At 72.9% G+C, this 20,968-nt stretch carries 19 protein-coding genes, 1 tRNA gene and 1 pseudogene; 1 reads left to right on the top strand and 20 read right to left on the bottom strand.

What is annotated here, in order from left to right:
* From KZX60_RS00005 to KZX60_RS00065, 13 genes and pseudogenes are all read right to left on the bottom strand, one after another.
* Positions 1-155, bottom strand: a pseudogene (locus KZX60_RS00005) (IS3 family transposase); the annotation flags it as partial.
* A 111-nt stretch (positions 156-266) separates the two neighbouring features.
* Entirely contained in the window at positions 267-731 is a 465-nt protein-coding gene (locus KZX60_RS00010; RefSeq protein WP_248114939.1) for a hypothetical protein, read from the bottom strand.
* Positions 732-954: 223 nt separating this feature from the next.
* Positions 955-1,030, bottom strand: a tRNA-Ala gene (locus tag KZX60_RS00015).
* A gap of 120 nt (positions 1,031-1,150) precedes the next feature.
* On the bottom strand, positions 1,151-1,876 hold the full coding sequence (locus KZX60_RS00020) for a histidine phosphatase family protein (RefSeq protein WP_248114940.1): 726 nt from the start codon (positions 1,874-1,876) through the stop codon (positions 1,151-1,153).
* 7 nt (positions 1,877-1,883) lie between these two features.
* The gene (gene rsfS, locus KZX60_RS00025) at positions 1,884-2,303 is read right to left on the bottom strand and encodes a ribosome silencing factor (protein WP_248114941.1); all 420 of its coding nucleotides are present in this window, start codon (positions 2,301-2,303) and stop codon (positions 1,884-1,886) included.
* On the bottom strand, positions 2,300-2,953 hold the full coding sequence (gene nadD, locus KZX60_RS00030; protein WP_298713443.1) for a nicotinate-nucleotide adenylyltransferase: 654 nt from the start codon (positions 2,951-2,953) through the stop codon (positions 2,300-2,302). The genes rsfS and nadD overlap by 4 nt, the downstream gene beginning before the upstream one ends.
* Before the next feature lie 2 nt (positions 2,954-2,955).
* Complete coding sequence (locus KZX60_RS00035) at positions 2,956-3,183, bottom strand: hypothetical protein (RefSeq protein ID WP_248114942.1); 228 nt, start codon at positions 3,181-3,183, stop codon at positions 2,956-2,958.
* Positions 3,184-3,261: 78 nt separating this feature from the next.
* Positions 3,262-4,581, bottom strand: a complete 1,320-nt coding sequence (locus KZX60_RS00040) for a glutamate-5-semialdehyde dehydrogenase (RefSeq protein ID WP_248114944.1) — start codon at positions 4,579-4,581, stop codon at positions 3,262-3,264.
* 51 nt (positions 4,582-4,632) lie between these two features.
* Positions 4,633-5,847: a glutamate 5-kinase gene (gene proB / locus KZX60_RS00045; RefSeq protein ID WP_248114946.1), complete on the bottom strand. Its 1,215-nt coding sequence runs from the start codon at positions 5,845-5,847 to the stop codon at positions 4,633-4,635.
* 3 nt (positions 5,848-5,850) lie between these two features.
* Positions 5,851-7,410 (bottom strand): GTPase ObgE, encoded by a 1,560-nt coding sequence (gene obgE / locus KZX60_RS00050; RefSeq protein WP_248114947.1) that lies wholly within the window; start codon positions 7,408-7,410, stop codon positions 5,851-5,853.
* A gap of 149 nt (positions 7,411-7,559) precedes the next feature.
* Positions 7,560-7,817 (bottom strand): 50S ribosomal protein L27, encoded by a 258-nt coding sequence (rpmA, locus tag KZX60_RS00055; protein ID WP_248114948.1) that lies wholly within the window; start codon positions 7,815-7,817, stop codon positions 7,560-7,562.
* 51 nt (positions 7,818-7,868) lie between these two features.
* Entirely contained in the window at positions 7,869-8,174 is a 306-nt protein-coding gene (gene rplU, locus KZX60_RS00060) for a 50S ribosomal protein L21 (protein WP_248114951.1), read from the bottom strand.
* 227 nt (positions 8,175-8,401) lie between these two features.
* Positions 8,402-11,458, bottom strand: a complete 3,057-nt coding sequence (locus KZX60_RS00065; RefSeq protein ID WP_348983726.1) for an Rne/Rng family ribonuclease — start codon at positions 11,456-11,458, stop codon at positions 8,402-8,404.
* Between the two features lie 398 nt (positions 11,459-11,856).
* Here KZX60_RS00065 and KZX60_RS00070 point away from each other — a divergent pair, with 398 nt between their 5' ends.
* Complete coding sequence (locus KZX60_RS00070; protein WP_248114956.1) at positions 11,857-12,525, top strand: vitamin K epoxide reductase family protein; 669 nt, start codon at positions 11,857-11,859, stop codon at positions 12,523-12,525.
* Between the two features lie 223 nt (positions 12,526-12,748).
* Here KZX60_RS00070 and ndk read toward each other — a convergent pair whose 3' ends face one another.
* The 7 genes from ndk to KZX60_RS00105 all read right to left on the bottom strand — a co-directional run bounded on the left by ndk (position 12,749) and on the right by KZX60_RS00105 (position 20,954).
* A complete protein-coding gene (gene ndk / locus KZX60_RS00075; protein ID WP_248114957.1) occupies positions 12,749-13,171 on the bottom strand; it encodes a nucleoside-diphosphate kinase in 423 nt (140 codons plus the stop codon).
* A gap of 60 nt (positions 13,172-13,231) precedes the next feature.
* Positions 13,232-13,756 carry a DUF4233 domain-containing protein gene (locus KZX60_RS00080; RefSeq protein WP_248114959.1) on the bottom strand — a complete coding sequence of 175 codons (525 nt, stop codon included), beginning with the start codon at positions 13,754-13,756 and terminating at the stop codon, positions 13,232-13,234.
* On the bottom strand, positions 13,753-15,291 hold the full coding sequence (locus tag KZX60_RS00085) for a Mur ligase family protein (protein ID WP_248114961.1): 1,539 nt from the start codon (positions 15,289-15,291) through the stop codon (positions 13,753-13,755). Before KZX60_RS00085 ends, KZX60_RS00080 begins: the two co-directional genes overlap by 4 nt.
* The gene (gene ileS / locus KZX60_RS00090; protein WP_248114963.1) at positions 15,288-18,704 is read right to left on the bottom strand and encodes an isoleucine--tRNA ligase; all 3,417 of its coding nucleotides are present in this window, start codon (positions 18,702-18,704) and stop codon (positions 15,288-15,290) included. The genes KZX60_RS00085 and ileS overlap by 4 nt, the downstream gene beginning before the upstream one ends.
* Positions 18,705-19,001: 297 nt before the next feature.
* Positions 19,002-19,634: a TIGR03085 family metal-binding protein gene (locus KZX60_RS00095; protein ID WP_248114965.1), complete on the bottom strand. Its 633-nt coding sequence runs from the start codon at positions 19,632-19,634 to the stop codon at positions 19,002-19,004.
* Between the two features lie 10 nt (positions 19,635-19,644).
* The gene (locus KZX60_RS00100) at positions 19,645-20,175 is read right to left on the bottom strand and encodes a hypothetical protein (RefSeq protein ID WP_248114967.1); all 531 of its coding nucleotides are present in this window, start codon (positions 20,173-20,175) and stop codon (positions 19,645-19,647) included.
* The gene (locus tag KZX60_RS00105) at positions 20,172-20,954 is read right to left on the bottom strand and encodes an SDR family oxidoreductase (protein ID WP_248115308.1); all 783 of its coding nucleotides are present in this window, start codon (positions 20,952-20,954) and stop codon (positions 20,172-20,174) included. Before KZX60_RS00105 ends, KZX60_RS00100 begins: the two co-directional genes overlap by 4 nt.
* Positions 20,955-20,968: the final 14 nt, after the last annotated feature.

Here is a 20,968-nt window from a genome sequence, read left to right on the forward strand (position 1 = left end):
ACCCCGTATCCGAGCTGCGTCGCGACCCGCTGCACAGTCCCATGCTCGGTCCCCAGCTCGGCACGCAGCGTCCGCACCATCCGGACCGCCGCGGCCTTCTCCTCCGGCGAATACCGACGCGTCGTCGGCTTCCCCGCTGTCTGCTCTTTCGGCATAACTCCATCCTCGTTTCCAAGGTCAGGAGTCTCCAACAAACCCAGGGCGCTTCAAAGACCCAGAGCCATGACCACTACCTCAAAGGCAGCCTGTACTGCGGCCAGTGCGGATCACGCTTGACGTTGACCAACGCCAAGAGCCGCCGTGGCGTCATCTACCCCTACTTCATGTGCACCGGCCGACACGCCAAGCGCACCAACTGCGAACGCAAATCCATGTTCGTGCCCGACATCGAAGCCGCCGTCGAGGACCACTACCGCCGCGTGCAGATACCCGAGCACGTCCTGCCTGCGCTCCGCGAGCTGGTCACCAGCGAGTTCGACCGACTCCACCAGGGCGCCAAGCAGGAGAGCCAGGGATACAAGGCCGAACGCGACGCGCTCCGCGACGAACGGACCAAGCTCATGCAGGCCCACTACGCCGGCGCCGTCCCCCTCGACCTCCTCGCCACAGAGCAGGACCGCATCGCGCGACGGCTCGCGTTCCTCGACGCACAGATCAACGCCGGAGACGTCGAGTACGAGCAGGCCAAAGCGCACCTGGACGACTGCCTCGCGCTCGCCGGCGACATGCACGCCATCTACATGAACATCGACGACTCACTACGCCGAATCGCCAACCAAGCCTTCTTCGACAAGCTCATCGTCACCGACGACGACACCATCCACAGCGAGCCCGGGGTGCCGTTCAACGTGTTCCTCAACCCGGATGTCCGGACCCTCGCCCTCCGCCACCAAGGACGGAAGGCGGAGTCCGGAACTCAAACCGGTGATGTCGTTGGTTTGAGCAACGACCTTCTGGTGGAGGTAAGGGGATTCGAACCCCTGACCTTCTGCATGCCATGCAGACGCGCTACCAACTGCGCCATACCCCCGAGAGCCGGTGTTCCCCGCGACGTTCACGAATCGTTTCCGTTCCGTTCGCCTCGCTGGCAACTCGACCACTGTACACCGGCCGGGACGGCGGGACAAATCGGCCCCGGCCCCGGCCTGGATCACACGTTGTAGCCGAGCAGCTCCCACGCACCGTCGCCTGTCGTGCGGGCAGTGCCCGCAGGATCGTGCACGCCTCCCCCGTCGAAGGATCCCTCGAGGACGGCCGCCCGCGCGTTCTCGAGGCGGGCGAGCGCGGCGAAGCGATCCCCCTCCAGGCCGAGCAGCTGCCCCACCGCGGAGCGGAGCACCGCACCGTGGGCGACCACCAGGACGGTCCGCGTCGGGTCGTCCGCCGGCCCGGCCGCGGGACCGGCCCCGCGACCGCCCGCGGTGCCGGTGGTCCATGAGGCGGGCACGTGGGCGGCGACGGCCCGGAGCACCCGGGCGCCGCCGTCGCGCAGCACCTCGCCGCCCACGGGCCCAGCGTCGAGGGACGGCACGCGCCGCCACGCTTCGTGCTCCGCCGGCCAGCGCTCGGCGATCGCGGAGAGCTCGAGGCCCTCCCACTCGCCCCCGTGCAGCTCCATGAGCTCGGCATCCAGCGCCAGGTCCACCGCGCCGACGGCGGCCTCGAGCACGATGCGGGCGGTCCGCTGCGCCCGGGACAGCGGGGAGGAGACCGCGATGAGCTCGTCGGCGTCCTGGAGGAGGTCCCCCACCGCTCCGGCGGCGGCCGAGCGGGCCTGCCGCTCGCCCACGGCGTTGAGGTCGACGTCGGTGCGGCCCTGGTACCGATCGAGGGCGTTCCAGTCGGTCTCGCCGTGACGCAGAAGGATCAGGCGCACGGGCGGCTCAGTACTGGTGGGCGGCGTCCGAGGCCTCACCGGCGGCGTCGGGCCGGGTGGCCTCCTCGGGCAGGCCCAGGTCGATGGCCGGGCTGTCCTTCCACAGGCGGTCGAGCGCGTAGAACTCGCGGTCCTCCCGGTGCTGCACGTGCACCACGAAGTGCCCGTAGTCGAGGAGCACCCAGTGCCCGTCGGAACGGCCCTCGCGGCGCAGCGGCTTGAGCTGCTCGTCCTTCAGCAGGGCCTCCTCGACGCCGTCCACGATGGCGTTGACCTGACGCTCCGAGGCGCCCGAGGCGATGAGGAACGCGTCCGTGAGGCCGAGGCGCTCGGCCACGTCCACGGCCACGACGTGCGTGGCCAGCTTCTCCGCGGCGGCCGCGGCGGCCACAGTGAGGGCGTCGAGGGTGGTCTGGGGAACGGTCACGGTGCTCCTTGAGCCTGGGGGTCGATGGCGAACGCGGGGTGCGCGTCGTCCTCGGGCTGATAGAGCCCGTACTTGTTGATGTATTGCACCACGCCGTCGGGCACGAGGTACCAGACGGGACGACCACGGGCCACGCGCGCGCGGCAGTCCGTGGAGGAGATGGCCATGGCCGGGATCTCCATGAGGGAGATGTCGTCCTTGAGGCCGGGGTCCGTGAGGTCGTGGCCGGGCCGGGTGACGCCCACGAAGTGCGCGAGGTCCCACAGCTCGTCCACGTTCTTCCACGTGAGGATCTGGGCGAGCACGTCCGCGCCCGTGATGAAGAAGAGCTCGGCGTCCGGGTTCAGACGACGCAGGTCGCGCAGGGTGTCCGCGGTGTAGGTGTCGCCCGGGCGGTCGATGTCCACGCGGGACACCGTGAACCGCGGGTTGGAGGCCGTGGCGACCACGGTCATGAGGTAGCGGTCCTCGGCCGGGGAGACCTTCTTGTCCGACTTCTGCCACGGCTGGCCGGTGGGCACGAAGACGACCTCGTCGAGGTCGAACTCCGCGGCCACCTCGCTGGCCGCCACGAGGTGGCCGTGGTGGATCGGGTCGAAGGTGCCGCCCATGATGCCGAGGCGGGGACGCCGTCCGGCGTCGGCGGACACGATCAGTGGCCGGCGCCGTGCGAGCCGGTGGAGCCGTGCCCGCCGTGGCGCTGCACCGTGGTGGTGGGCTCCGGGTGGCGCAGGGACACGGACCGCATGGACATGATGGCCAGCAGGGAGGCCATCAGCAGCAGGAACATGATGATCCCGTACCAGATGGCGGGAATGGGCAGCTCGTGGACCACGTGGTGGCCCTCCGCGGCGGCCAGGATCAGTGCGCTGTTCAGCATGGGTGCTCCTCGGTGCGTGGGTGCGACGGCCGGGTCCATGCCCCGGCCAGGGTGTGCCTCAGTCCATCCTAGCGGCGGTCAGCGCCGGATCTGGCCGTCGCCGCGCAGGATCCACTTGGTGGTGGTCAGCTCCTCGAGGCCCATGGGTCCGCGGGCGTGCATCTTCTGCGTGGAGATGCCGACCTCCGCGCCGAGGCCGAGCTCGCCGCCGTCGGTGAACCGGGTGGAGGCGTTGACGATCACGGCGGCCGCGTCGATCTCCGTCACGAAGCGGTCCGCGTTCGCGAGGTCGTTGGTGACGATGGCCTCGGTGTGCCCCGTGGACCAGCGGCGGATGTGCTCCATGGCCTCGTCCAGGGAGCCCACCGTCCTCACGGCCATCTCCATGTCCAGGTACTCGCGGCCCCAGTCCTCCTCGGTGGCGTCCACGGCCGTGCGCGCCGCCGGCCCGCCGTCCGCGGCGTCCGGCAGCCAGGCGCGGGCCCCGGCGTCCACGTGCAGCAGCACCCCGGCACGCGTGAGGGCGCGCAGCACCTCGCGGCCCGCCGCCTCGGCGTCCTGGTGCAGCAGCAGGGTCTCGGCCGCGTTGCACACGGAGGTGCGGTGCGTCTTGGCGTTCAGGGCGATGTCCGCCGCCATCTCGACGGGCGCGGAGGCGTCGATGTAGAGGTGCACGTTCCCCTCGCCGGTCTCGATGACGGGGACGCGCGACTCGCGGACCACGCGCTGGATCAGCTCCCGGCCGCCGCGCGGGATGAGCACGTCCACGGAGCCGTGTGCCTCCATGAGGGCGGCGACGCCGGGCCGGCCCAGGTCGTCGATCCCCTGGATGAGGTTGGGGTCGAACCCCTGGGCGCCGACCGCCTCCCGCAGGACCTGGACCAGGACGGTGTTCGTGCGCTCCGCGGCGGAGCCGCCCCGCAGGATCACGGCGTTGCCGGACTTCAGCGCGATGCCGGCGATGTCCACGGTGACGTTGGGACGCGCCTCGTAGACGGCGCCCACGACGCCGAGGGGCACGCGCACCTGCTGCATGCGGACGCTGTTGGGCAGGCTGCGGCCGCGCACGACCACGCCCACGGGATCGGGCAGCGCGGCGAGATCCTCCAGAGCGACGGCGAGGCCCTCCAGGCGGTCGTCGTCGAGGATGAGGCGGTCCAGGAGGGCCGCCGTCGTGCCGGTGGCCTTCCCGCGCTCCACGTCCTCCGCGTTGGCCGCCAGGATGGCGGGGCCGTTCGCGCGCAGGGCGGAGGCGAGGGCCAGGAGCGTCTCGTCCTTGCGGACACGGCCGGCGCGGGCGAGCTCGCCGCACGCGGCCCGCGCCCACGCGGACCGGCTGCGGATCGCCTCCACGACGTCGGGGACGGGCTGCTGCTGGGCGTTCTGCTCCGTGTCCATGCCCGCCACCCTAGCGAACGGGGCGGCGGGCACGCAGGGCGCGGCTCGCGCTCAGCTGTAGGCCGCGTGCGAGGGGGCGAGCCGGACCCAGTCGTCCGCGTGGACCACGACGCCGTCGTAGCCCGCGCCGAGCTCCTCCTTCAGGACGGCCGTGGAGCGGCCGAGCATGCGCGGCAGCTGGGACGCGGAGTACTGGACGAGGCCGCGGGCCCGCACCCGGCCGCCCTGATCCGCGATCTCGACGACGTCGCCGGCCGTGAACTGCCCGGAGACGTCCGTGATGCCGGCGGCCAGGAGCGAGCGCCCGCGGTCGATCGCGCCGGCGACCGCGCCGTCGTCGATGGTGAGGCGGCCCCGGACCTCGGCCGTGAGGCCGAGCCACGCGGCGCGGGCCGAGCGCCGCCGGCCGGCCACCTCGAACCACGTGCCCACGTCCTCCCCCGCGAAGGCGGCGGCGGCGTTGGGCGCCGAGGTCAGCAGCGTGGGGATGCCCGTGGTGGCCGCGATGCCGGCGGCGTCCACCTTGGTGACCATGCCGCCCGTGCCGACGCCGGCGGAGCCCGGGGTGCGCACGTCCACGCCCGCGAGGTCCTCGTCCGAGGAGACGGTGGCGATCCGCCGCGAGTCCGGCAGCGACGGGTGCCCCGTGTACAGCGCGTCCACGTCCGAGAGGAGGACGAGCAGGTCCGCCTTCACGAGGTTGGCGGTGAGGGCGGCGAGGCGGTCGTTGTCGCCGAAGCGGATCTCGCGGGTGGCCACCGCGTCGTTCTCGTTGACGATCGGCATGACGTCCATCGTGAGCAGGCGGGCCAGCGAGCGGTGCGCGTTGATGTACTGGCCGCGGCGCATGAGCTCCTCCGCCGTGAGCAGCACCTGGCCCACGGTGGTGGCGTGCCGGGCGAAGCTCTGGGAGTAGTGGGCCATGAGGCTCCCCTGGCCCACCGAGGCGGCCGCCTGCTGCGTGGCCGTGTCCTTGGGGCGGCGGGTGAGGCCCAGCTGCGGGACGCCCGCCGCGATCGCGCCCGAGGAGACCAGCACCACCTGCGTGCCGCGGGAGCGCAGGTCCGCGATCACGTCCACGAGCGCATCGATCGCCTCGGTGTTCAGGCCGGTCGGCGTGGTGAGGGAGGACGAGCCGATCTTGATGACCACGCGCCGCGCGGCCGGCAGGGTCTCCCGCGTGGTCACGGGGTTGGCCTTGGGGTCCTCCGGCCCGCCCGTGGCGGGCGTGGCGTAGCGGGTGACGACGGTGCGGCGTGCAGACATGGGTCAGTCCTCTCGGTCGGGGTCCTCGGTCTCGTCCACGGTCCAGAGGCCGGTGCGCCGCTCCGCCTCCATCTCAGCCCGCGTGGCGGCACGGGCGGCCCGGCGCTGGTCCTGCTCGGCACGCTTCTCCGCGCGGGTGGCGCGGCTGCGCTCGTCGAGGCGGAGGTCGGTGCCGCGCGGGCCGGCGAGGAGCTCGGCGCCGGCGGACAGGGTGGGCTCCCAATCGAAGAGCACACCGGACTCGTCGTCGCCGATCACCACGGCGTCGCCCGGGGTCGCGCCGGCCTTGAACAGGCTGTCCTCGACGCCGAGGCGCTGCAGCCGGTCCGCGAGGTAGCCCACGGCCTCGTCGTTGACGAAGTCGGTCTGGGCGACCCACTTCTCCGGCTTCTCGCCGCGCACGCGGAACAGGGGCTTGAGGTTGCGCTCCTCGCGGACCACGGTGAACTCCCCGCGCTCGCCCTTGCGGTGGAAGCGGCGGGGCACCTCGACGGGCGCGGGCGCCTCCGGCTCGGGGACCCGCTCGCGGGCCTGCGTGACCAGGTCGGCCATGGCGTACTTGAGGGCCTCCAGGCCCTCGCGGGCCAGCGCGGAGATGTCGAAGACCCGGAGGCCGCGGCCCTCGAGCTCGGCGCGGACCATGTCCGCCATCTCGGCACCGTCCGGCAGGTCGGTCTTGTTCAGCGCCACGAGGCGGGGGCGCTCGTTGAGCGGCACCACGCCGTCGCCGCCCTGGGAGAAGACGGGCTCCACGGCGTACGCCTCGAGCTCGGCCTCGATGGCCTCGAAGTCGGCGATCGGGTCGCGGTCCGGCTCGATCGTGCCGCAGTCCAGCACGTGCACGAGCGCGGCGCATCGCTCCACGTGGCGCAGGAACTCGAGGCCGAGGCCGCGGCCCTCGGAGGCTCCGGGGATGAGGCCCGGCACGTCCGCCACGGTGTAGCGGACCTCCCCGGCCTGCACGACGCCGAGGTTCGGCACGAGCGTGGTGAAGGGGTAGTCCGCGATCTTGGGGCGCGCCGCCGAGATCGCCGCGATGAGCGAGGACTTGCCCGCGGAGGGGAACCCGACCAGGGCGATGTCCGCGACCGTCTTGATCTCGAGCGAGAGCTCGCGGCTCTCCCCCGGCAGGCCGAGGAGCGCGAAGCCCGGGGCCTTGCGCTTGACGGAGGCCAGCGCCGCGTTGCCGAGCCCGCCCTGACCGCCCGCCGCGGCCACGTAGGTGGCACCCTCCCCCACGAGGTCCGCCACGATGTTCCCGTTCTCGTCCTTCACCACGGTGCCGTCCGGCACGGGCAGCACGAGGGACGTGCCGTCCTTGCCCGCCCGGTGGTCGCCCATGCCGGGCTGGCCGTTCTCCGCGGAGCGGTGCGGGGCGTGGTGGTAGTTGAGCAGGGTGGTGGTCTGCGAGTCCACCACGAGGGTGATGTCGCCGCCGTCGCCGCCCTTGCCGCCGTCGGGACCGCCGAGGGGCTTGAACTTCTCACGGTGCACGGACACGCACCCGTGCCCGCCGTTGCCGGCGGTGAGGTGGAGGACGACGCGGTCCACGAAGGCTGCCATGGGGAGGATCCTGACGGTGGGAGAGAAGGGGTGAGACGACGACGGCGGGAGCGGGTCCTGAGAACAGTGACCCGCCCCCGCCGGGGCGTCAAGCCGCGCGGACCGCCTCCGGGTGGGAGGCGTGGCCCGCGCTCAGGCCGCGAGTGGGATCACTCGGCGGCGGCGACCACGTCCACGACCTTGCGGCCGCGGCGCTGACCGAAGGACACGGAGCCGGCCGACAGCGCGAAGAGCGTGTCGTCCTTGCCGCGGCCCACGTTGTGGCCCGGGTGGAACTTGGTGCCGCGCTGGCGGACGATGATCTCGCCGGCGTTGACGTCCTCGCCGCCGTAGCGCTTGACGCCGAGGTACTGGGGATTCGAGTCGCGGCCGTTCTTGGAGGAACTGCCGGCCTTCTTATGTGCCATTGCTGTTGCCTAACCTCTCGGATGCTCGGGGTGCGCGAAGCCGGTGACGGCTCAGGCGATCCCGGTGATCTTGACCGTGGACAGCTCAGAGCGGTGGCCCTGGCGCTTCTTGTAGCCGGTCTTGTTCTTGTACTTCTGGATGACGATCTTCTTGCCGCGGGAGTGGGAGACCACCTCGGCGGTCACCTTCACACCGGCGGCGTCGGCGCCTGCCGTGACCTTCTCCCCGTCCACCAGCATCAGAGCGGGCAGCTCGACGGAGCCACCGGTCTCAGCGGGGACGCGGTCAAGGGTAACGAGGTCTCCGACGGAAACCTTCTCCTGGCGGCCGCCAGCGCGGACAATCGCGTACACCACTTGGGACTCACTTCTCTCGACGTTTCAATGGATTCGGCTGTGTTCTCACACCCGTACCTCGACCGCAGCGTGCGCCCGGGTACGACGGTCCCTCACCGGGACATGCAGGAGCGTGCGGGCGGTGAACACCGATTGTTCATCATACTGCGTCCCCCGCACCCGCACCAATCGCGACACGCTCGGCGCGTCGCGCCCCCGAGAGGGGCGACGCGCCGAGCGGCGGCCCGTCAGCGTCGGGCCAGGTCCGCGGCCTTCACGCCCACGCCCAGCATGACCGGGGCCGGGGCCTCCGCGGCGGTGCGCTCGGTCGGCGCAGCGGCGGCCGAGGCGGTGAAGCGGCTCCCGGTGGCGGCGGCCGAGGCGTCCTGCACCTCCACCTGGACGCCGTCCGAGGAGACGGCACGCCGCGAACGACGGCGGGCCGGACGCTCGGCGGCGGGCGCAGCGGGCTCGGGCTCGGGCACGACGGCCGGCTCGGCGACCGGCTCGGGCGCCTGGGCGGGTGCCTGCTCGGCGACCGGCTCGGGCGCCTCCGCGCCGCGGCGCTCGAGGGCCTCCTCCAGGCTCTTCAGCTCCGCGGCGGGACGCACGGCACCGTCACTCGAGGCCCGGCGGGACCGCCGACGACGCGGCACGGGGACGTCCTCGCCGTCGAACGTGATGACCCCGGAGACCTCACGATCGGCCTCGGAGGGGGCGTCGGTGGCCGGTGCGGCCGGAGCCGGGGCAGCCGTCTCCGGCTCCTCCGGGGTGTCCGTGACCGCCGAGGCCTCGGCCTCGGTCCGCTCGGGATCCTGGGGAGCCCGCGGCGCCTCCGGGGCGGAGCGGTCGGCGTCCGCGCGGCGCGAACGCCCACGCCCGCCACGACGACGGCGGCCTCCGGAACGGCCCTCGCCCTCCTCCTCGGCGGCGGGGGCCTCCGGGGCCTCCGCCTGGAGGGGCTCTGCGGCAGGCTCCGACTCGACGGGCTCGGCCTGGGCGGGCACGCCGCCGGCCGGCTGGAGGTCCGCCGTCGTCGCGGACTCCTGATCCGGGGCGGCCTCGCGGGCGTCCCGGCCGGAGTCGGTGCGCTCGTCGCCGGACGGGCGGGAGCCGTCGTCGCCCCCGCGGCCGCGGCGGCGTCCACGGCGCCGACGGCGGCGGCCGCCGTTCTCCTCGTCGCCCTCGGTCTCGGCGTCGGCGCTGTCGCGCTCGGGCCGGGTGACGCGGTCCGCCTCGACCGGCGCGGACTCCTCGTCCTCCGGCTCCTGCCCTCGCTGGTCGTCGGAGGCCGGGGCGGCATCGGAGGCGGCCTCGACGGGGGCCTCCTCGATCTTGCCGGACGCCTTGGCGATGGAGTGGAGGGCCGCGCGGGCGGCGGCCGCCCGCTCGCGGCGCTGACGGGCCTCGTCCGAGGCCTCCTCATCGGGCTCGCCCGTGGTCGACTCGTCGTGCGGCGCGTCCACGTCGGAGCCGCGACGGCGCTTGCGCCGTCGGCCCTCGCCCTCGGAGCGCGGCTCCGCCTGGACGCGGCCCTTCTCGACCGGCGCGTCGTGGATGAGGATGCCGCGGCCGGCGCAGTGCTCACAGGTCTCGGAGAACACCTCGACGAGGCCGGTGCCCATGCGCTTGCGCGTCATCTGCACGAGGCCGAGCGAGGTGACCTCGGCCACCTGGTGCTTGGTGCGGTCACGGCCGAGGCACTCGACGAGGCGGCGCAGGACCAGGTCCCGGTTGCCCTCGAGCACCATGTCGATGAAGTCGATGACGATGATGCCGCCGATGTCCCGCAGACGCAGCTGGCGGACGATCTCCTCGGCCGCCTCGAGGTTGTTCTTGGTGACGGTCTCCTCGAGGTTGCCGCCCGAGCCCGTGAACTTCCCGGTGTTGACGTCCACCACCGTCATGGCCTCGGTGCGGTCGATCACGAGCGAGCCGCCGGAGGGCAGGTAGACCTTGCGGTCCAGGGCCTTGTGGAGCTGCTCGTCCACGCGGTGCGTGGCGTACAGGTCCTCGCCCTCGAGGTCCTCGGGGACCCAGTGGTGGAGGCGGTCCAGCAGGTGCGGGGCCACGTAGGTCACGTAGGCCTCGATGTTGTCCCAGGTCTGTTCGCCCTGGACGATCATCGCCGAGAAGTCCTCGTTGAAGACGTCGCGGACGGTCTTGATGGTCAGGTCCGGCTCGGCGTACAGCAGCTCGGGCGCCAGCACCTTGCCGGCGGAGGCCCGGCCCTCGATACCCTCCCACTGCGCGCGGAGGCGGTTGATGTCGTTCTGCAGCTCCTCCTCGGAGGTGCCCTCCGCGGCCGTGCGCACGATCACGCCCGCGTCCTGCGGGAGGTGGTCCTTGAGGATCTTCTTCAGGCGGGCGCGCTCCACGTCGGGGAGCTTGCGGGAGATGCCGGTCATGGAGCCGCCGGGCACGTACACGAGGTAGCGGCCGGGCAGGGAGACCTGACTCGTCAGGCGGGCGCCCTTGTGCCCCACCGGGTCCTTGGTGACCTGCACCAGGACGGTGTCCCCGGACTTGAGCGCGTTCTCGATCTTCTTCGGCCTGCCGTCCAGCTGCGCGGCGTCCCAGTTGACCTCGCCCGCATACAGCACGGCATTGCGGCCGCGGCCGATGTCCACGAACGCGGCCTCCATCGAGGGCAGCACGTTCTGCACCTTGCCGAGGTACACGTTGCCGATCATCGAGTCCTGGGTCGTGTTGGAGACGAAGTGCTCCGCGAGCACGCCGTCCTCGAGCACGGCGATCTGGATGCGGCTGTCCCGCTGGCGCACGAGCATCTTGCGGTCCACGGACTCGCGGCGGGCCAGGAACTCGGCCTCGGTGATCACGGTGCGGCGGCGGCCGCCCGAGCGGGAGTCCCGGCGGCGCAGGCGCTTGGCCTCCAGGCGGGTCGAGCCCTTGACGCCCTGGACGGTGTCCGAGCGCGTGGCCTCGGCCGCGGCGGCGCGGGGGGCGCGCACCCGGGTCACGGTGTGCTCCGGGTCGCCGTCCTCACCGCCGTCCAGCTCCATGTCGACGGCGCCGCGGCGGCGCTTGCGACGGCGGCGGGAGACGGCCGGGCGGTCCCCGCGATCCTCGGACTCGTCACGGTCGTCCTGGTCGTGGTCCTCGTGGCCGCGGTCCCCGTCGTCGTCCGCCGCGTGCTGCGGACGCGCGGGACGCGTCCGCAGCACCTCCATCACGTTCTCGGGGACCGCGAAGGGGTCACGGGGATCGAACAGGACGGGCTCGCCCGACACGGGCTGGGATGCGGAGCGTTCGTCCGCGGGGGTCTGGTTCTCATTGGCCGCCATGGCAGCACCTCCCGCCGCCCGTCGGCGCCACACGCACCGCCGGCACGGCGTGTCACGGACCGCGCCCCGGCCGCGTTGCCCCGCGGGCGCTCGCGCGCCCGGGGTGCGCCGGGAGGCGGTCACCGAGAGAAGTCGTCTGGTGAACGGGTCCGGGGCCCCGGGAGGGGTCCTGGGCCTGAACCGCTGTGTGCGCCGAACCGGGCCTGCTCGATGGCTGGTTCGCCGATCGGCGCAGGGGCGGCATCGGATCGACCGAGCCGACCTCGGCACGGGGACACTCCCCGCGGCCGACGCGACGGCGGCGGCCCGTCGTCGGGCGCACAGCGGGACGGCCCGTGGTGTGGGCACGGGACGGCCGAGCCGATTCTCTCACACCGGCGCGGAACTAGACTCGGGACATGCCTGGTTCCTCCACCCGCGGCGCCCTCGACGCCCCCACCGCGTCCGCCTCCCCCCACGCCGACCTCGACCTCGCCCTACCCTGGTACGCCCGCACCCGGGGAACCGCGTGGATGCTGCTGGTCACGTCGCTCATCGCGATGGCGGCGACCGTCGTCATCATCATCGAGCGCTCCATCCTGGCCGCGGACCCGACCCACCGCACGAGCTGCGACCTGAACCCGTGGGTCTCGTGCGGGCAGGTCATGCAGTCCTGGCAGGCGCAGACGTTCGGCTTCCCCAACACGTTCATCGGCGTCGTGGCCTTCTCCGTGCTCATCACCGTCGCCATGTCGCTGTTCGCCGGCGCGCGCTTCGCGCGCTGGTACTGGCTGCTGATGAACGCGTGCATCCTGGCCGGCTTCGCCTTCTGCGTGTGGCTCTGGCACTCGGCCGTGTACGACATCGGGACCCTCTGCCTCTACTGCATGGTGGTCTGGACCATGGTGACCATCCAGCTCGGGCTGATCACGTCGCGCACCATCCAGACGGGCGCCCTCGGGAGCGGCTCGCCGCGCGCCGCGGCCCTCGCCCGGGACCTCACGTGGCCGTTCATCGTGCTCGTCCTCCTCGGCGTCGCGGTGTCCATCCTGCTGGAGATGGGCCTGGGAGTCCTCGGCATCGGCTGAGGGCCCGGCACCCCCTGCACATGCGACGGCGCCGCACCCTCCACTGGAGGGTGCGGCGCCGTCGCGTGTGCAGGAGGCGTGAGGGAGCCGGGAGGACCGGCGGTCTCCTCGATCGCGCCCGGGGACGAGTCGGGCTGCCTCGCCGTGAGTCCTGGCTCCCGTCGCTGCCGTGGGGCTGTGCTTCTGGGCTCGTGTGCTTCCGACGATCGGCCGGGCTGTGGGATCAGCCGAACCAGATGGCCAGCTCGCGCTCCGCGGAGAGCGTGGAGTCCGAGCCGTGCACGAGGTTCTTCTGCACGCCCGCGCCCCAGTCGCGGCCGAGGTCGCCGCGGATGGTGCCGGGTGCGGCCACCGTGGGGTCGGTCTTGCCGGCCAGAGCGCGGAAGCCCTCGATCACGCGGTCGCCGCCGAGGCGGATCGCCACGACCGGCCCGGAGCCCATGAACTCGACGAGCGGCTCGAAGAACGGCTTGCCCTCATGCTCCTCGTAGTGCTTCTCCAGCATGCCGCGGGTGGCCGTGACCATCTTCAGGTCCACGATCGTGTAGCCCTTGCGCTCGATCCGGGCGATGATCTCGCCCACGAGGTTGCGCTGCACGCCATCGGGCTTGACGAGCACGAGGGTCTCTTCGGGGTGATGGGTCATGGTCGGCTCCTTCAGGGGTGGACGAGCTCGGTCTCCTCTCACCCTAGTGGGCGGCGCGCCTCAAGACCCGTGCTCCGCCGCCCACTCCTCCTCGAGGCGGTCACGCCGGGCGTTCTCGAGGTCGAGCTCCCGGCCCTTGGTCACGGCGTACCACCACGTGAGCGCGAAGAGCGGGCCGATCACGAACATCGAGTACTCCCAGAACCCGGACACGATCAGCACGAGCTGGATGGCCCACCCGATCCAGATGCCCACGGGCCTCTGCACGAGCGCGCACGTCAGCAGTGCGACGACAGCCAGGACGGAGAAGCCGATCGCGAACCACAGGGCGTGCTCCTCCCCGCGGTTCAGCCCGAACAGGGTCATCCCCAGGAAGAAGATCACGACCGACTCGAGGGTCAGCACCACGGACGTGAACATGGCGCGCGTGGAACGGCGACGGCGGCGTTGACCGGGCGTCCAGGACCGCTGGGCCTTGGTCTCACGCTCGGGGCGCCACGCCTCGGCACCGAAGTGCTCGCCCTCGGTCGCGGCGGTCCCGGACGTCTCGGCCGGCTCGGCCGGGTGGGGCGTCGCGTGGCTCATCGGTGGTCCTCCGTCTCGTCGGCGTCGTCCAGCAGCTCGAGGATCTCGGGATCGAGGGCGTCCTCGTCCTCGTCGGCCAGGCCCACGGCGTCCAGCAGATCGGCCGGGTCGAGGCCGCGGGCGGCCACCGTCACCGGTCCGGCGCGGCGGGGCTCGCCGAGCAGCGCACGGACCTCGGCCGCGAGGGTGATGGACCCGAGGACGAGCACACCACCGCCTGTGCCGGAGGCCAGCTCGTCGGCGCTCGACTCGAGCGCCTCGGCACGGCCCACGGCCCACTCGAGCGCGTCCGGCACGGACTCGGTGGCGAACAGGTCGTCCTCGGGCCAGCCGGCGTCCAGGGCGATCCGCGCGAGCTCGGCCGCGGGGATGGCCCGCGGCGACGTCGACTGGGTGAGCGCCAGGTCCGCGACGTCGTCGCCGAACGCGCGGTGCAGCGCCTCCAGCATGGCGGGGGCGTCCTTCTCCTGCAGCACCCCCACCACGAGCACGAGACGCGTGAAGCCGAACGACTCCTGCACGGCGCGCACGGTGGCCCGCACACCGTCGGGATTGTGGGCGGCGTCCACGATCACCGTGGGGGCGGTGCGCAGCACCTCGAGGCGGCCCGGGGAGGTGACCTGCGCGAGGCCCTCCCGCAGCAGCTCCTCGTCCAGGGGACGCTCTCCCCCGCCGAGGAACGCCTCGAGCGCGGCGACGGCCAGGGCCAGATTCTGGGCCTGGTGCTCGCCGAGCAGGGGCAGGAAGAGGTCGGGGTACTCGCCGGCCAGGCCGCGCACCGCGACCTGCTGCCCGCCGACCGCGAGCGCACGCTCAACGACGCCGAACTCGACGCCCTCGAAGCGGAACGGCACGCCCGCGGACTGCGCGGCCTCCAGGAGCACCTGGGCAGCGTCGCGCTCCTGCACCGCGGACACCAGGAACCCGCCCGGCTTGACGATCCCCGCCTTCTCCTCGGCGATCTCCGCCTCGCTGTCCCCCAGCAGGTCGGTGTGGTCCAGGGAGATGGGGGTGACCACGGAGACGACGCCGTCGGCGACGTTGGTCGCGTCCGTGACGCCGCCCAGGCCCACCTCGAGCACGACGACCTCGACGGGCTCGTCCGCGAAGACGGCGAACCCGAGCACGGTGACGGCCTCGAAGTACGTCAGGCGCGGCTCGCCCGCGGCCTCCAGCTCGGCGTCGACGGTCTGCACGATCGGCAGGATCTCGCCCCACACGCGCACGAACGTCTCGTCGGACACCGGTTCGCCGTCGATGCTGATGCGCTCGGTGACCTTCTGCAGGTGCGGCGACGTGTAGCGGCCCGTGCGCAGCCCGTAGGCGCGCAGCACGGCCTCGATCATGCGCGCCGTGGACGTCTTGCCGTTCGTCCCGGTCAGGTGGATGACGGGAGCGGCGTCCTGCGGGTCCCCCAGGAGGGCCAGCACCCGACGCACGGGGTCCAGCCGCGGCTCCATGCGGTTCTCCGGCGCGCGGGCCAGCAGGTCACGGTAGACGGCCTCGACCGTGCCGGGCCTCTGATCCGCACTCATGCGCCCACCTTCTCCACGGTCACGGCCACGGCCTTCATGGCGTCGTCGGCCGGGTCCTGGCGCGTGTCCTCCGCGCCGGAGTCCACGAGGTCCAGCTCCGCCGAGAGCGTCTCCCCCGCGATCAGCTCGCGGTGCGACTCGAGCGCCGCGAGCACGGCCGCCGGGCCTTCGATCCGGGAGCGCACCCGGTCGGAGACCTCGAGGCCGGCCTCCTTGCGGGCCGCCTGGACGGCGCGGATCACGTCGCGGGCCACGCCCTCGGCGGCAAGCTCCGCGCTCACCTCGGTCTCGAGGACGAGGAAGCCCGCCGCTCCGGAGAGCACGCCGACGGCGGTGCCGGCGGGCGCGCCCGTGGACACCGTGCGCAGCTCGTAGAGCTCGGGGGCCAGCGTCACGGTCTCGCCGTCGGCCAGGGCCACCGCCAGCCCGTCGGCGGTCTCCGCGTACGCGCCGTCATCGACGGCCTTCTTCACGGCCGGGACCTGCTTGCCGAACGCCTTGCCGAGCTCGCGGAAGTTCAGGGTCAGCTTCGTGCCGATCCCGTACTCGGCGATGGCCTCGTCCGAGAGCTCGGTGAGCGCCACCTCCTTGAGGTTGAGCTCGTCCGCGACGATCCGCGCGTAGGTGCCCTCGAGGCCGGCGGCGTCCGGCACGACGACGGACAGGCGCGCGAGCGGCAGGCGCACGCGGCGCTTGGCGCCCTTGCGCAGCGCTGAGCCGGCGGAGCTGATGCGGCGCACGGCGTCCATGCGGGCCACGAGCGTCTCCGCCTCAGGGCCGTGCGGGAACAGGTCCGCATCCGGGTAGTCGGTCAGGTGCACCGAGCGGCCGCCGGTGAGGCCGCGCCAGATCTCCTCCGCCACGAGGGGCAGCAGCGGCGCGGCGGCGCGCGTGAACGCCTCGAGCACGGTGTACAGGACGTCCATGGCCACGGTGTCCTCGGCGAAGAACCGCTCGCGGGAGCGCCGGATGTACCAGTTGGTCAGCGTGTCCATGAAGGTGCGCAGCGCCTCCGTGGCGTCGGAGACCTCATAGGAGTCCAGCGCCGCCTTGACCTCGCGCAGCATCTGCCCCGTGGCGGCCAGGACGTACTGGTCCAGGGGGTCCTCGGAGGTGTGGCACTCGCTCGCGCGGTAGCCCTCGGGGCGGGCGCCGCCGTCGTGGGCCGTGTTGGCGTAGAGCGAGAAGAAGTGCCACGCGTTCCACGCCGGGAGGATCACCTGGCGGGTGGCCTCGCGGATGCCCTCCTCCGTGACGATCAGGTTGCCGCCGCGCAGGATGGGGCTGGCCATGAGGAACCAGCGCATGGCGTCCGAGCCGTCGCGGTCCAGGACCTCGTTGACGTCCGGGTAGTTGCGCAGCGACTTGGACATCTTCTGGCCGTCCGAGCCGAGCACGATGCCGTGCGAGATCACGTTCGAGAACGCGGGGCGGTCGAACAGCGCGGTGGCGAGGATGTGCATCGTGTAGAACCAGCCGCGGGTCTGGCCGATGTACTCCACGATGAAGTCGGCCGGGTTGTGCGTGGGGAACCACTCGGCCCGCTCGAACGGGTAGTGCACCTGCGCGTACGGCATGGAGCCGGAGTCGAACCAGACGTCCAGGACGTCCTCGACGCGGCGCATCACGGCCCCGGCCGCGGCGGCCTCGGGGTCCGGGTGCGGGCGGGTGAGGTCGTCGATCCACGGACGGTGCAGGTCGACCTCGCCCTCGGCGTTGCGCGGCAGGCGCCCGAAGGCCTCCTCGATGTCGGCGAGCGAGCCGTAGACCTCCTGGCGCGGGTAGTCCGGGTGGTCGGACTCCCACACCGGGATGGGCGAGCCCCAGTAGCGGTTGCGGGAGATCGACCAGTCGCGGGCGTTGGCCACCCACGTGCCGAACTGCCCGTGCTTCACGTTGCCGGGGATCCAGGTGATCTCCTCGTTCAGCTCGAGCATGCGCTCCTTGACCTGCGTGACCGCCACGTACCAGGAGGTCACCGCGCGGTAGATCAGCGGCGTCCGGCAGCGCCAGCAGTGCGGGTAGGAGTGCTCGTAGGAGGCCTCGCGGGCCACGCGGCCCAGGTCACGCAGCGCGCGCACGATCGTCCGGTTGGCCTCGAAGACCTGCACGCCGGCGATCTCGTCGATGTCGCCGCGTCCGGTGTCCTCGCGGGCGAACAGCGGGAGGAACTTCGCGCCCGAGTCCACGGAGAGCAGCACGGGGATGCCGTTCGCCTCGCACACCCGCTGGTCGTCCTCGCCGTAGGCGGGGGCCTGGTGGACCACGCCCGTGCCGTCGTCGGTGGAGACGTAGTCGTCCACGAGGATGCGGTGGGCGGCGTCCAGGGTGAGCTCGCGGCCGTTCGCGGTGAACGTCTCGCCGCGGTGGGCGTCGAACACGTCCGTGAACAGGGGCGCGTAGCGCAGCCCGCCCAGGCGGGCGCCGGGGATGGTCTCCACGACGGCGGCGCGCGCGGCCTCCGCGTCCGCGTAGCCGAGCTCCTTGGCGTGGGCGGGCACGCGGTCCAGGGCGAGGAGGAAGCGCTCCGCGTCCACGGAGGCGCCCTCGGGGCCGGCGGGCACCACGGCGTAGGCGATCTCCGGCCCGACGGCGAGGGCCGCGTTGGTCGGCAGGGTCCAGGGCGTGGTGGTCCACGCGAGGACGTGCACGCCGAGGAGACGCTCGGCCAGGTCGGCGTCGGCGCCGCCGTCGGGGATGAGCGCGGCGTCCTCCGGCAGGCCCGTGACGGGGAAGGAGACGGTGACGGAGGGGTCCTGGCGCATCTGGTAGACGTCGTCGTCCATGCGCAGCTCGTGGTTGGAGAGCGGGGTCTCGTCGTTCCAGCAGTAGGGCAGCACGCGGAACCCGCGGTAGGTGAGCCCCTTCTCATGCAGCTGGGAGAACGCCCAGATCACGGACTCCATGAAGTCCGGGGTGAGGGTCTTGTAGTCGTTCTCGAAGTCCACCCAGCGTGCCTGGCGGGTGACGTACTCCTGCCACTGGTCCGTGTACTTGAGCACGGAGGCGCGGCACGCGTCGTTGAACCGGTCGATGCCCATGGCCTCGATCTCGGCCTTGTCCGTCATGCCGAGCTGCTTCATCGCCTCGAGCTCGGCGGGCAGACCGTGGGTGTCCCAGCCGAAGCGGCGCTCCACGCGGCGGCCCTGCTGCGTCTGGTAGCGGGCCACGAGGTCCTTCACGTAGCCCGTGAGGAGGTGGCCGTAGTGCGGCAGGCCGTTCGCGAAGGGCGGGCCGTCGTAGAAGACGAACTCGTTCTGCGCGCCATCCTCGGTGAGCGGCGGGCGCTGGTCGATGGAGGCCTGGAACGTGCCGTCCTCGTCCCAGTACTGCAGGATGCGGCGCTCGATCTCCGGCAGGCGCGGCGAGGCGGGCGTGGTGCCGTTCGGGTCAGAGGAGGCGAGGGGGTACACGGTGGTCCTTTGCGGTCCGGGGAGGTGTTCCGTGCAAGGACGCACACCGGGGCCGTGGGGCCGACGGCGGCGCGGTACCACCTTGCTTGCCGGTCCCTGCTGCCCGCGCGCGGAGGCGAGGGCGGTGCGCGGACCGACCGCTTCGTGACGGCTGTGACGGGCCTGCCCGTCCGGTTCTACTGAGGCGCCGCCTGCGGCGGACGCCCGTTCTTCCGGAGGCTCACCGGTGATGGCCGGATCGACGCCTGTGCCCGCCAGTGTAGTGGACCGGCAGGCACAGGCGTGAGGGGGTGCACGTCAGAGTCTGGCGCGCTTCACCGCGGCGAGGTCTCCGTCCACGGTGACGTGCACGGCGTCGCGGCCGTGGGCCCAGAGGAGCAGCTCGCCGACCTCGCCCGACACGGTGACCGGGGTGTGGACGGCCACCGACTCGCGGGCCACCGTCACGGGCGCGCGGCCGGGGGCCTGCAGGACGACGGGGACCGTCGAGGAGCGCAGGAGCATCGGGGCCATACGGCGCAGGGAGCGGTAGAGCGCGTCCGTGTCCCGCTCGGAGAAGGCGCGGGGCGCGGGGAGCTCTCCGCCGCGGGCGACCTCGCCCCGACGCACGTCCTCGAGGTGGATGAAGTGCTCGGCGGCGTTCACGTGCTGGTCGGCGAGGCGCATGGGGTTCAGGGTGCCGGGGCCCTTGGCCCAGGACTGGACCAGCTCGCGGTAGTCGCGCGACTTGGCCTGGTCCGAGACCTTGCCCAGGTGGGCCTTGAGGGGGCCGACCATCATGCCGGCGGCGGCGTCGGGGCGGTTCTCGCGGACCCACAGGTGCGTGGCCATGTCGCGGGTGGTCCACCCCTCGCAGAGGGTCGGGGCGTCGGGGCCGTTCTCGAGGAGGAGGTCGGACAGGCGGGCACGTTCGGCAGAGGCGAAGGTCATGGTCGCCAGGCTAGCGAGCGGACACCCGCGACGGCGAGGAGTGCGGGGCCGAGGGCGGGGTGCGCTCTGCGAACTCGACGAGTCCGCCGAGCACGCCGCCGGCCACGCCCATCCACCGGCGCGGGTGCCGCGCACCGCGGCGGACGGCCAGGCGCTCGAGGCCCGCGTCCGCCTTCAGGGAGAGCCACAGGCTCACGCCCAGGACCGTCCCGATCCCGACGCTCCCCGCCGCCAGCGCCACCGCCTGACGCGGGCCGTCCACGACGGGGCCGGCCGAGGACGCGCTGCCGCCCCCGCGGACGGAGGCCGCCCAGGCACCGCTCGGGATGAGCAGGGCCACGGCGCCGCCGAACGCCGCCGCGGTCCGGACGTGCGGCAGCCGCCCCAGCGGGATCAGGGAGGCCGCTCCGCTGCCGAGGCCCGCGGCGGCGGCCGCGGCCAGCCGCAGCCGCGCATCGGGGATCGCCCGCTCCGCCCGGCGCACCTCCCGCTCGAAGCGCGCCCGCTCTGTGAAGGGCATGTCCTGCGCGAACCCGGTCATCGGCGGATCACCTTGTGCTGGGCGGCCTGCGCGACGGGCCGCATCACGATCTGGTCCAGGTTCACGTGGTGCGGCAGCTCCACGGCGTGCACGCACACCTCGGCGACGTCCTCCGCCGTGAGGGGCTTCTCCACGCCGGCGTAGACCGCGTCGGCCGCCGACTGGTCTCCCCCGAGGCGGTTCTTCGAGAACTCCTCGGTGTGCACCATGCCCGGCAGCACCTCGACCACGCGCACGTTGTGCTCGGCCTCCTCGAGGCGCAGGGCCCCGGTCAGCCCGTGGGCGCCCATCTTGGCCGCGTTGTACCCCGCACCTCCCTCATAGGCGACGATCGCCGCCGTCGACGTGAGGTTCAGGACGGTGCCCTCCCCGTGCGCGCGCAGCAGGGGAAGGAAGGCGCGGCACGCGTTCAGGGTGCCGAGCACGTTGACGCGGTACATCCACTCCCAGCCGGCCGGGTCGCCGTCGGCCACGGCGTCCACGCCCTGCGCGCCGCCCGCGATGTTGAGCAGCGTGTCCGCGCCGCCCTCCGCGGCCACCCGGTCGGCCAGCGCGCCGACGGCCGCCGCGTCCGTCACGTCGAGGGGCGCGGGCCGGACCTCCCCCATGAGGCCCTCGGCGCGCACCTGCGCGGCGAGCTGCTCGAGGCGCTCGGCGCGGCGGCCGGCGGCGTACACCCGCCAGCCGCGGCGGGCCAGCTCGAGGGCGGTGGCGCGGCCGATGCCGGAGGTCGCGCCGGTCACGACGGCGGTGCGGGGCGGCGTCGAGGAGTCGGCCACGGTGGACGGGGCGG

Origin of the sequence: Micrococcus sp. EYE_212 (assembly GCF_023147585.1) — a bacterium.
Lineage (GTDB): Bacteria > Actinomycetota > Actinomycetes > Actinomycetales > Micrococcaceae > Micrococcus.

Bases quoted from the DNA above. Each gene is read 5' to 3' on its own strand.
- KZX60_RS00035 (WP_248114942.1), bottom strand. From the start codon at position 3,183: ATGCTGAACAGCGCACTGATCCTGGCCGCCGCGGAGGGCCACCACGTG.
- KZX60_RS00040 (WP_248114944.1), bottom strand. From the start codon at position 4,581: ATGGACACGGAGCAGAACGCCCAGCAGCAGCCCGTCCCCGACGTCGTG.
- proB (WP_248114946.1), bottom strand. From the start codon at position 5,847: ATGTCTGCACGCCGCACCGTCGTCACCCGCTACGCCACGCCCGCCACG.
- obgE (WP_248114947.1), bottom strand. From the start codon at position 7,410: ATGGCAGCCTTCGTGGACCGCGTCGTCCTCCACCTCACCGCCGGCAAC.
- rpmA (WP_248114948.1), bottom strand. From the start codon at position 7,817: ATGGCACATAAGAAGGCCGGCAGTTCCTCCAAGAACGGCCGCGACTCG.
- KZX60_RS00065 (WP_348983726.1), bottom strand. From the start codon at position 11,458: ATGGCGGCCAATGAGAACCAGACCCCCGCGGACGAACGCTCCGCATCC.
- KZX60_RS00070 (WP_248114956.1), top strand. From the start codon at position 11,857: ATGCCTGGTTCCTCCACCCGCGGCGCCCTCGACGCCCCCACCGCGTCC.
- ndk (WP_248114957.1), bottom strand. From the start codon at position 13,171: ATGACCCATCACCCCGAAGAGACCCTCGTGCTCGTCAAGCCCGATGGC.
- KZX60_RS00080 (WP_248114959.1), bottom strand. From the start codon at position 13,756: ATGAGCCACGCGACGCCCCACCCGGCCGAGCCGGCCGAGACGTCCGGG.
- KZX60_RS00085 (WP_248114961.1), bottom strand. From the start codon at position 15,291: ATGAGTGCGGATCAGAGGCCCGGCACGGTCGAGGCCGTCTACCGTGAC.
- KZX60_RS00095 (WP_248114965.1), bottom strand. From the start codon at position 19,634: ATGACCTTCGCCTCTGCCGAACGTGCCCGCCTGTCCGACCTCCTCCTC.
- KZX60_RS00100 (WP_248114967.1), bottom strand. From the start codon at position 20,175: ATGACCGGGTTCGCGCAGGACATGCCCTTCACAGAGCGGGCGCGCTTC.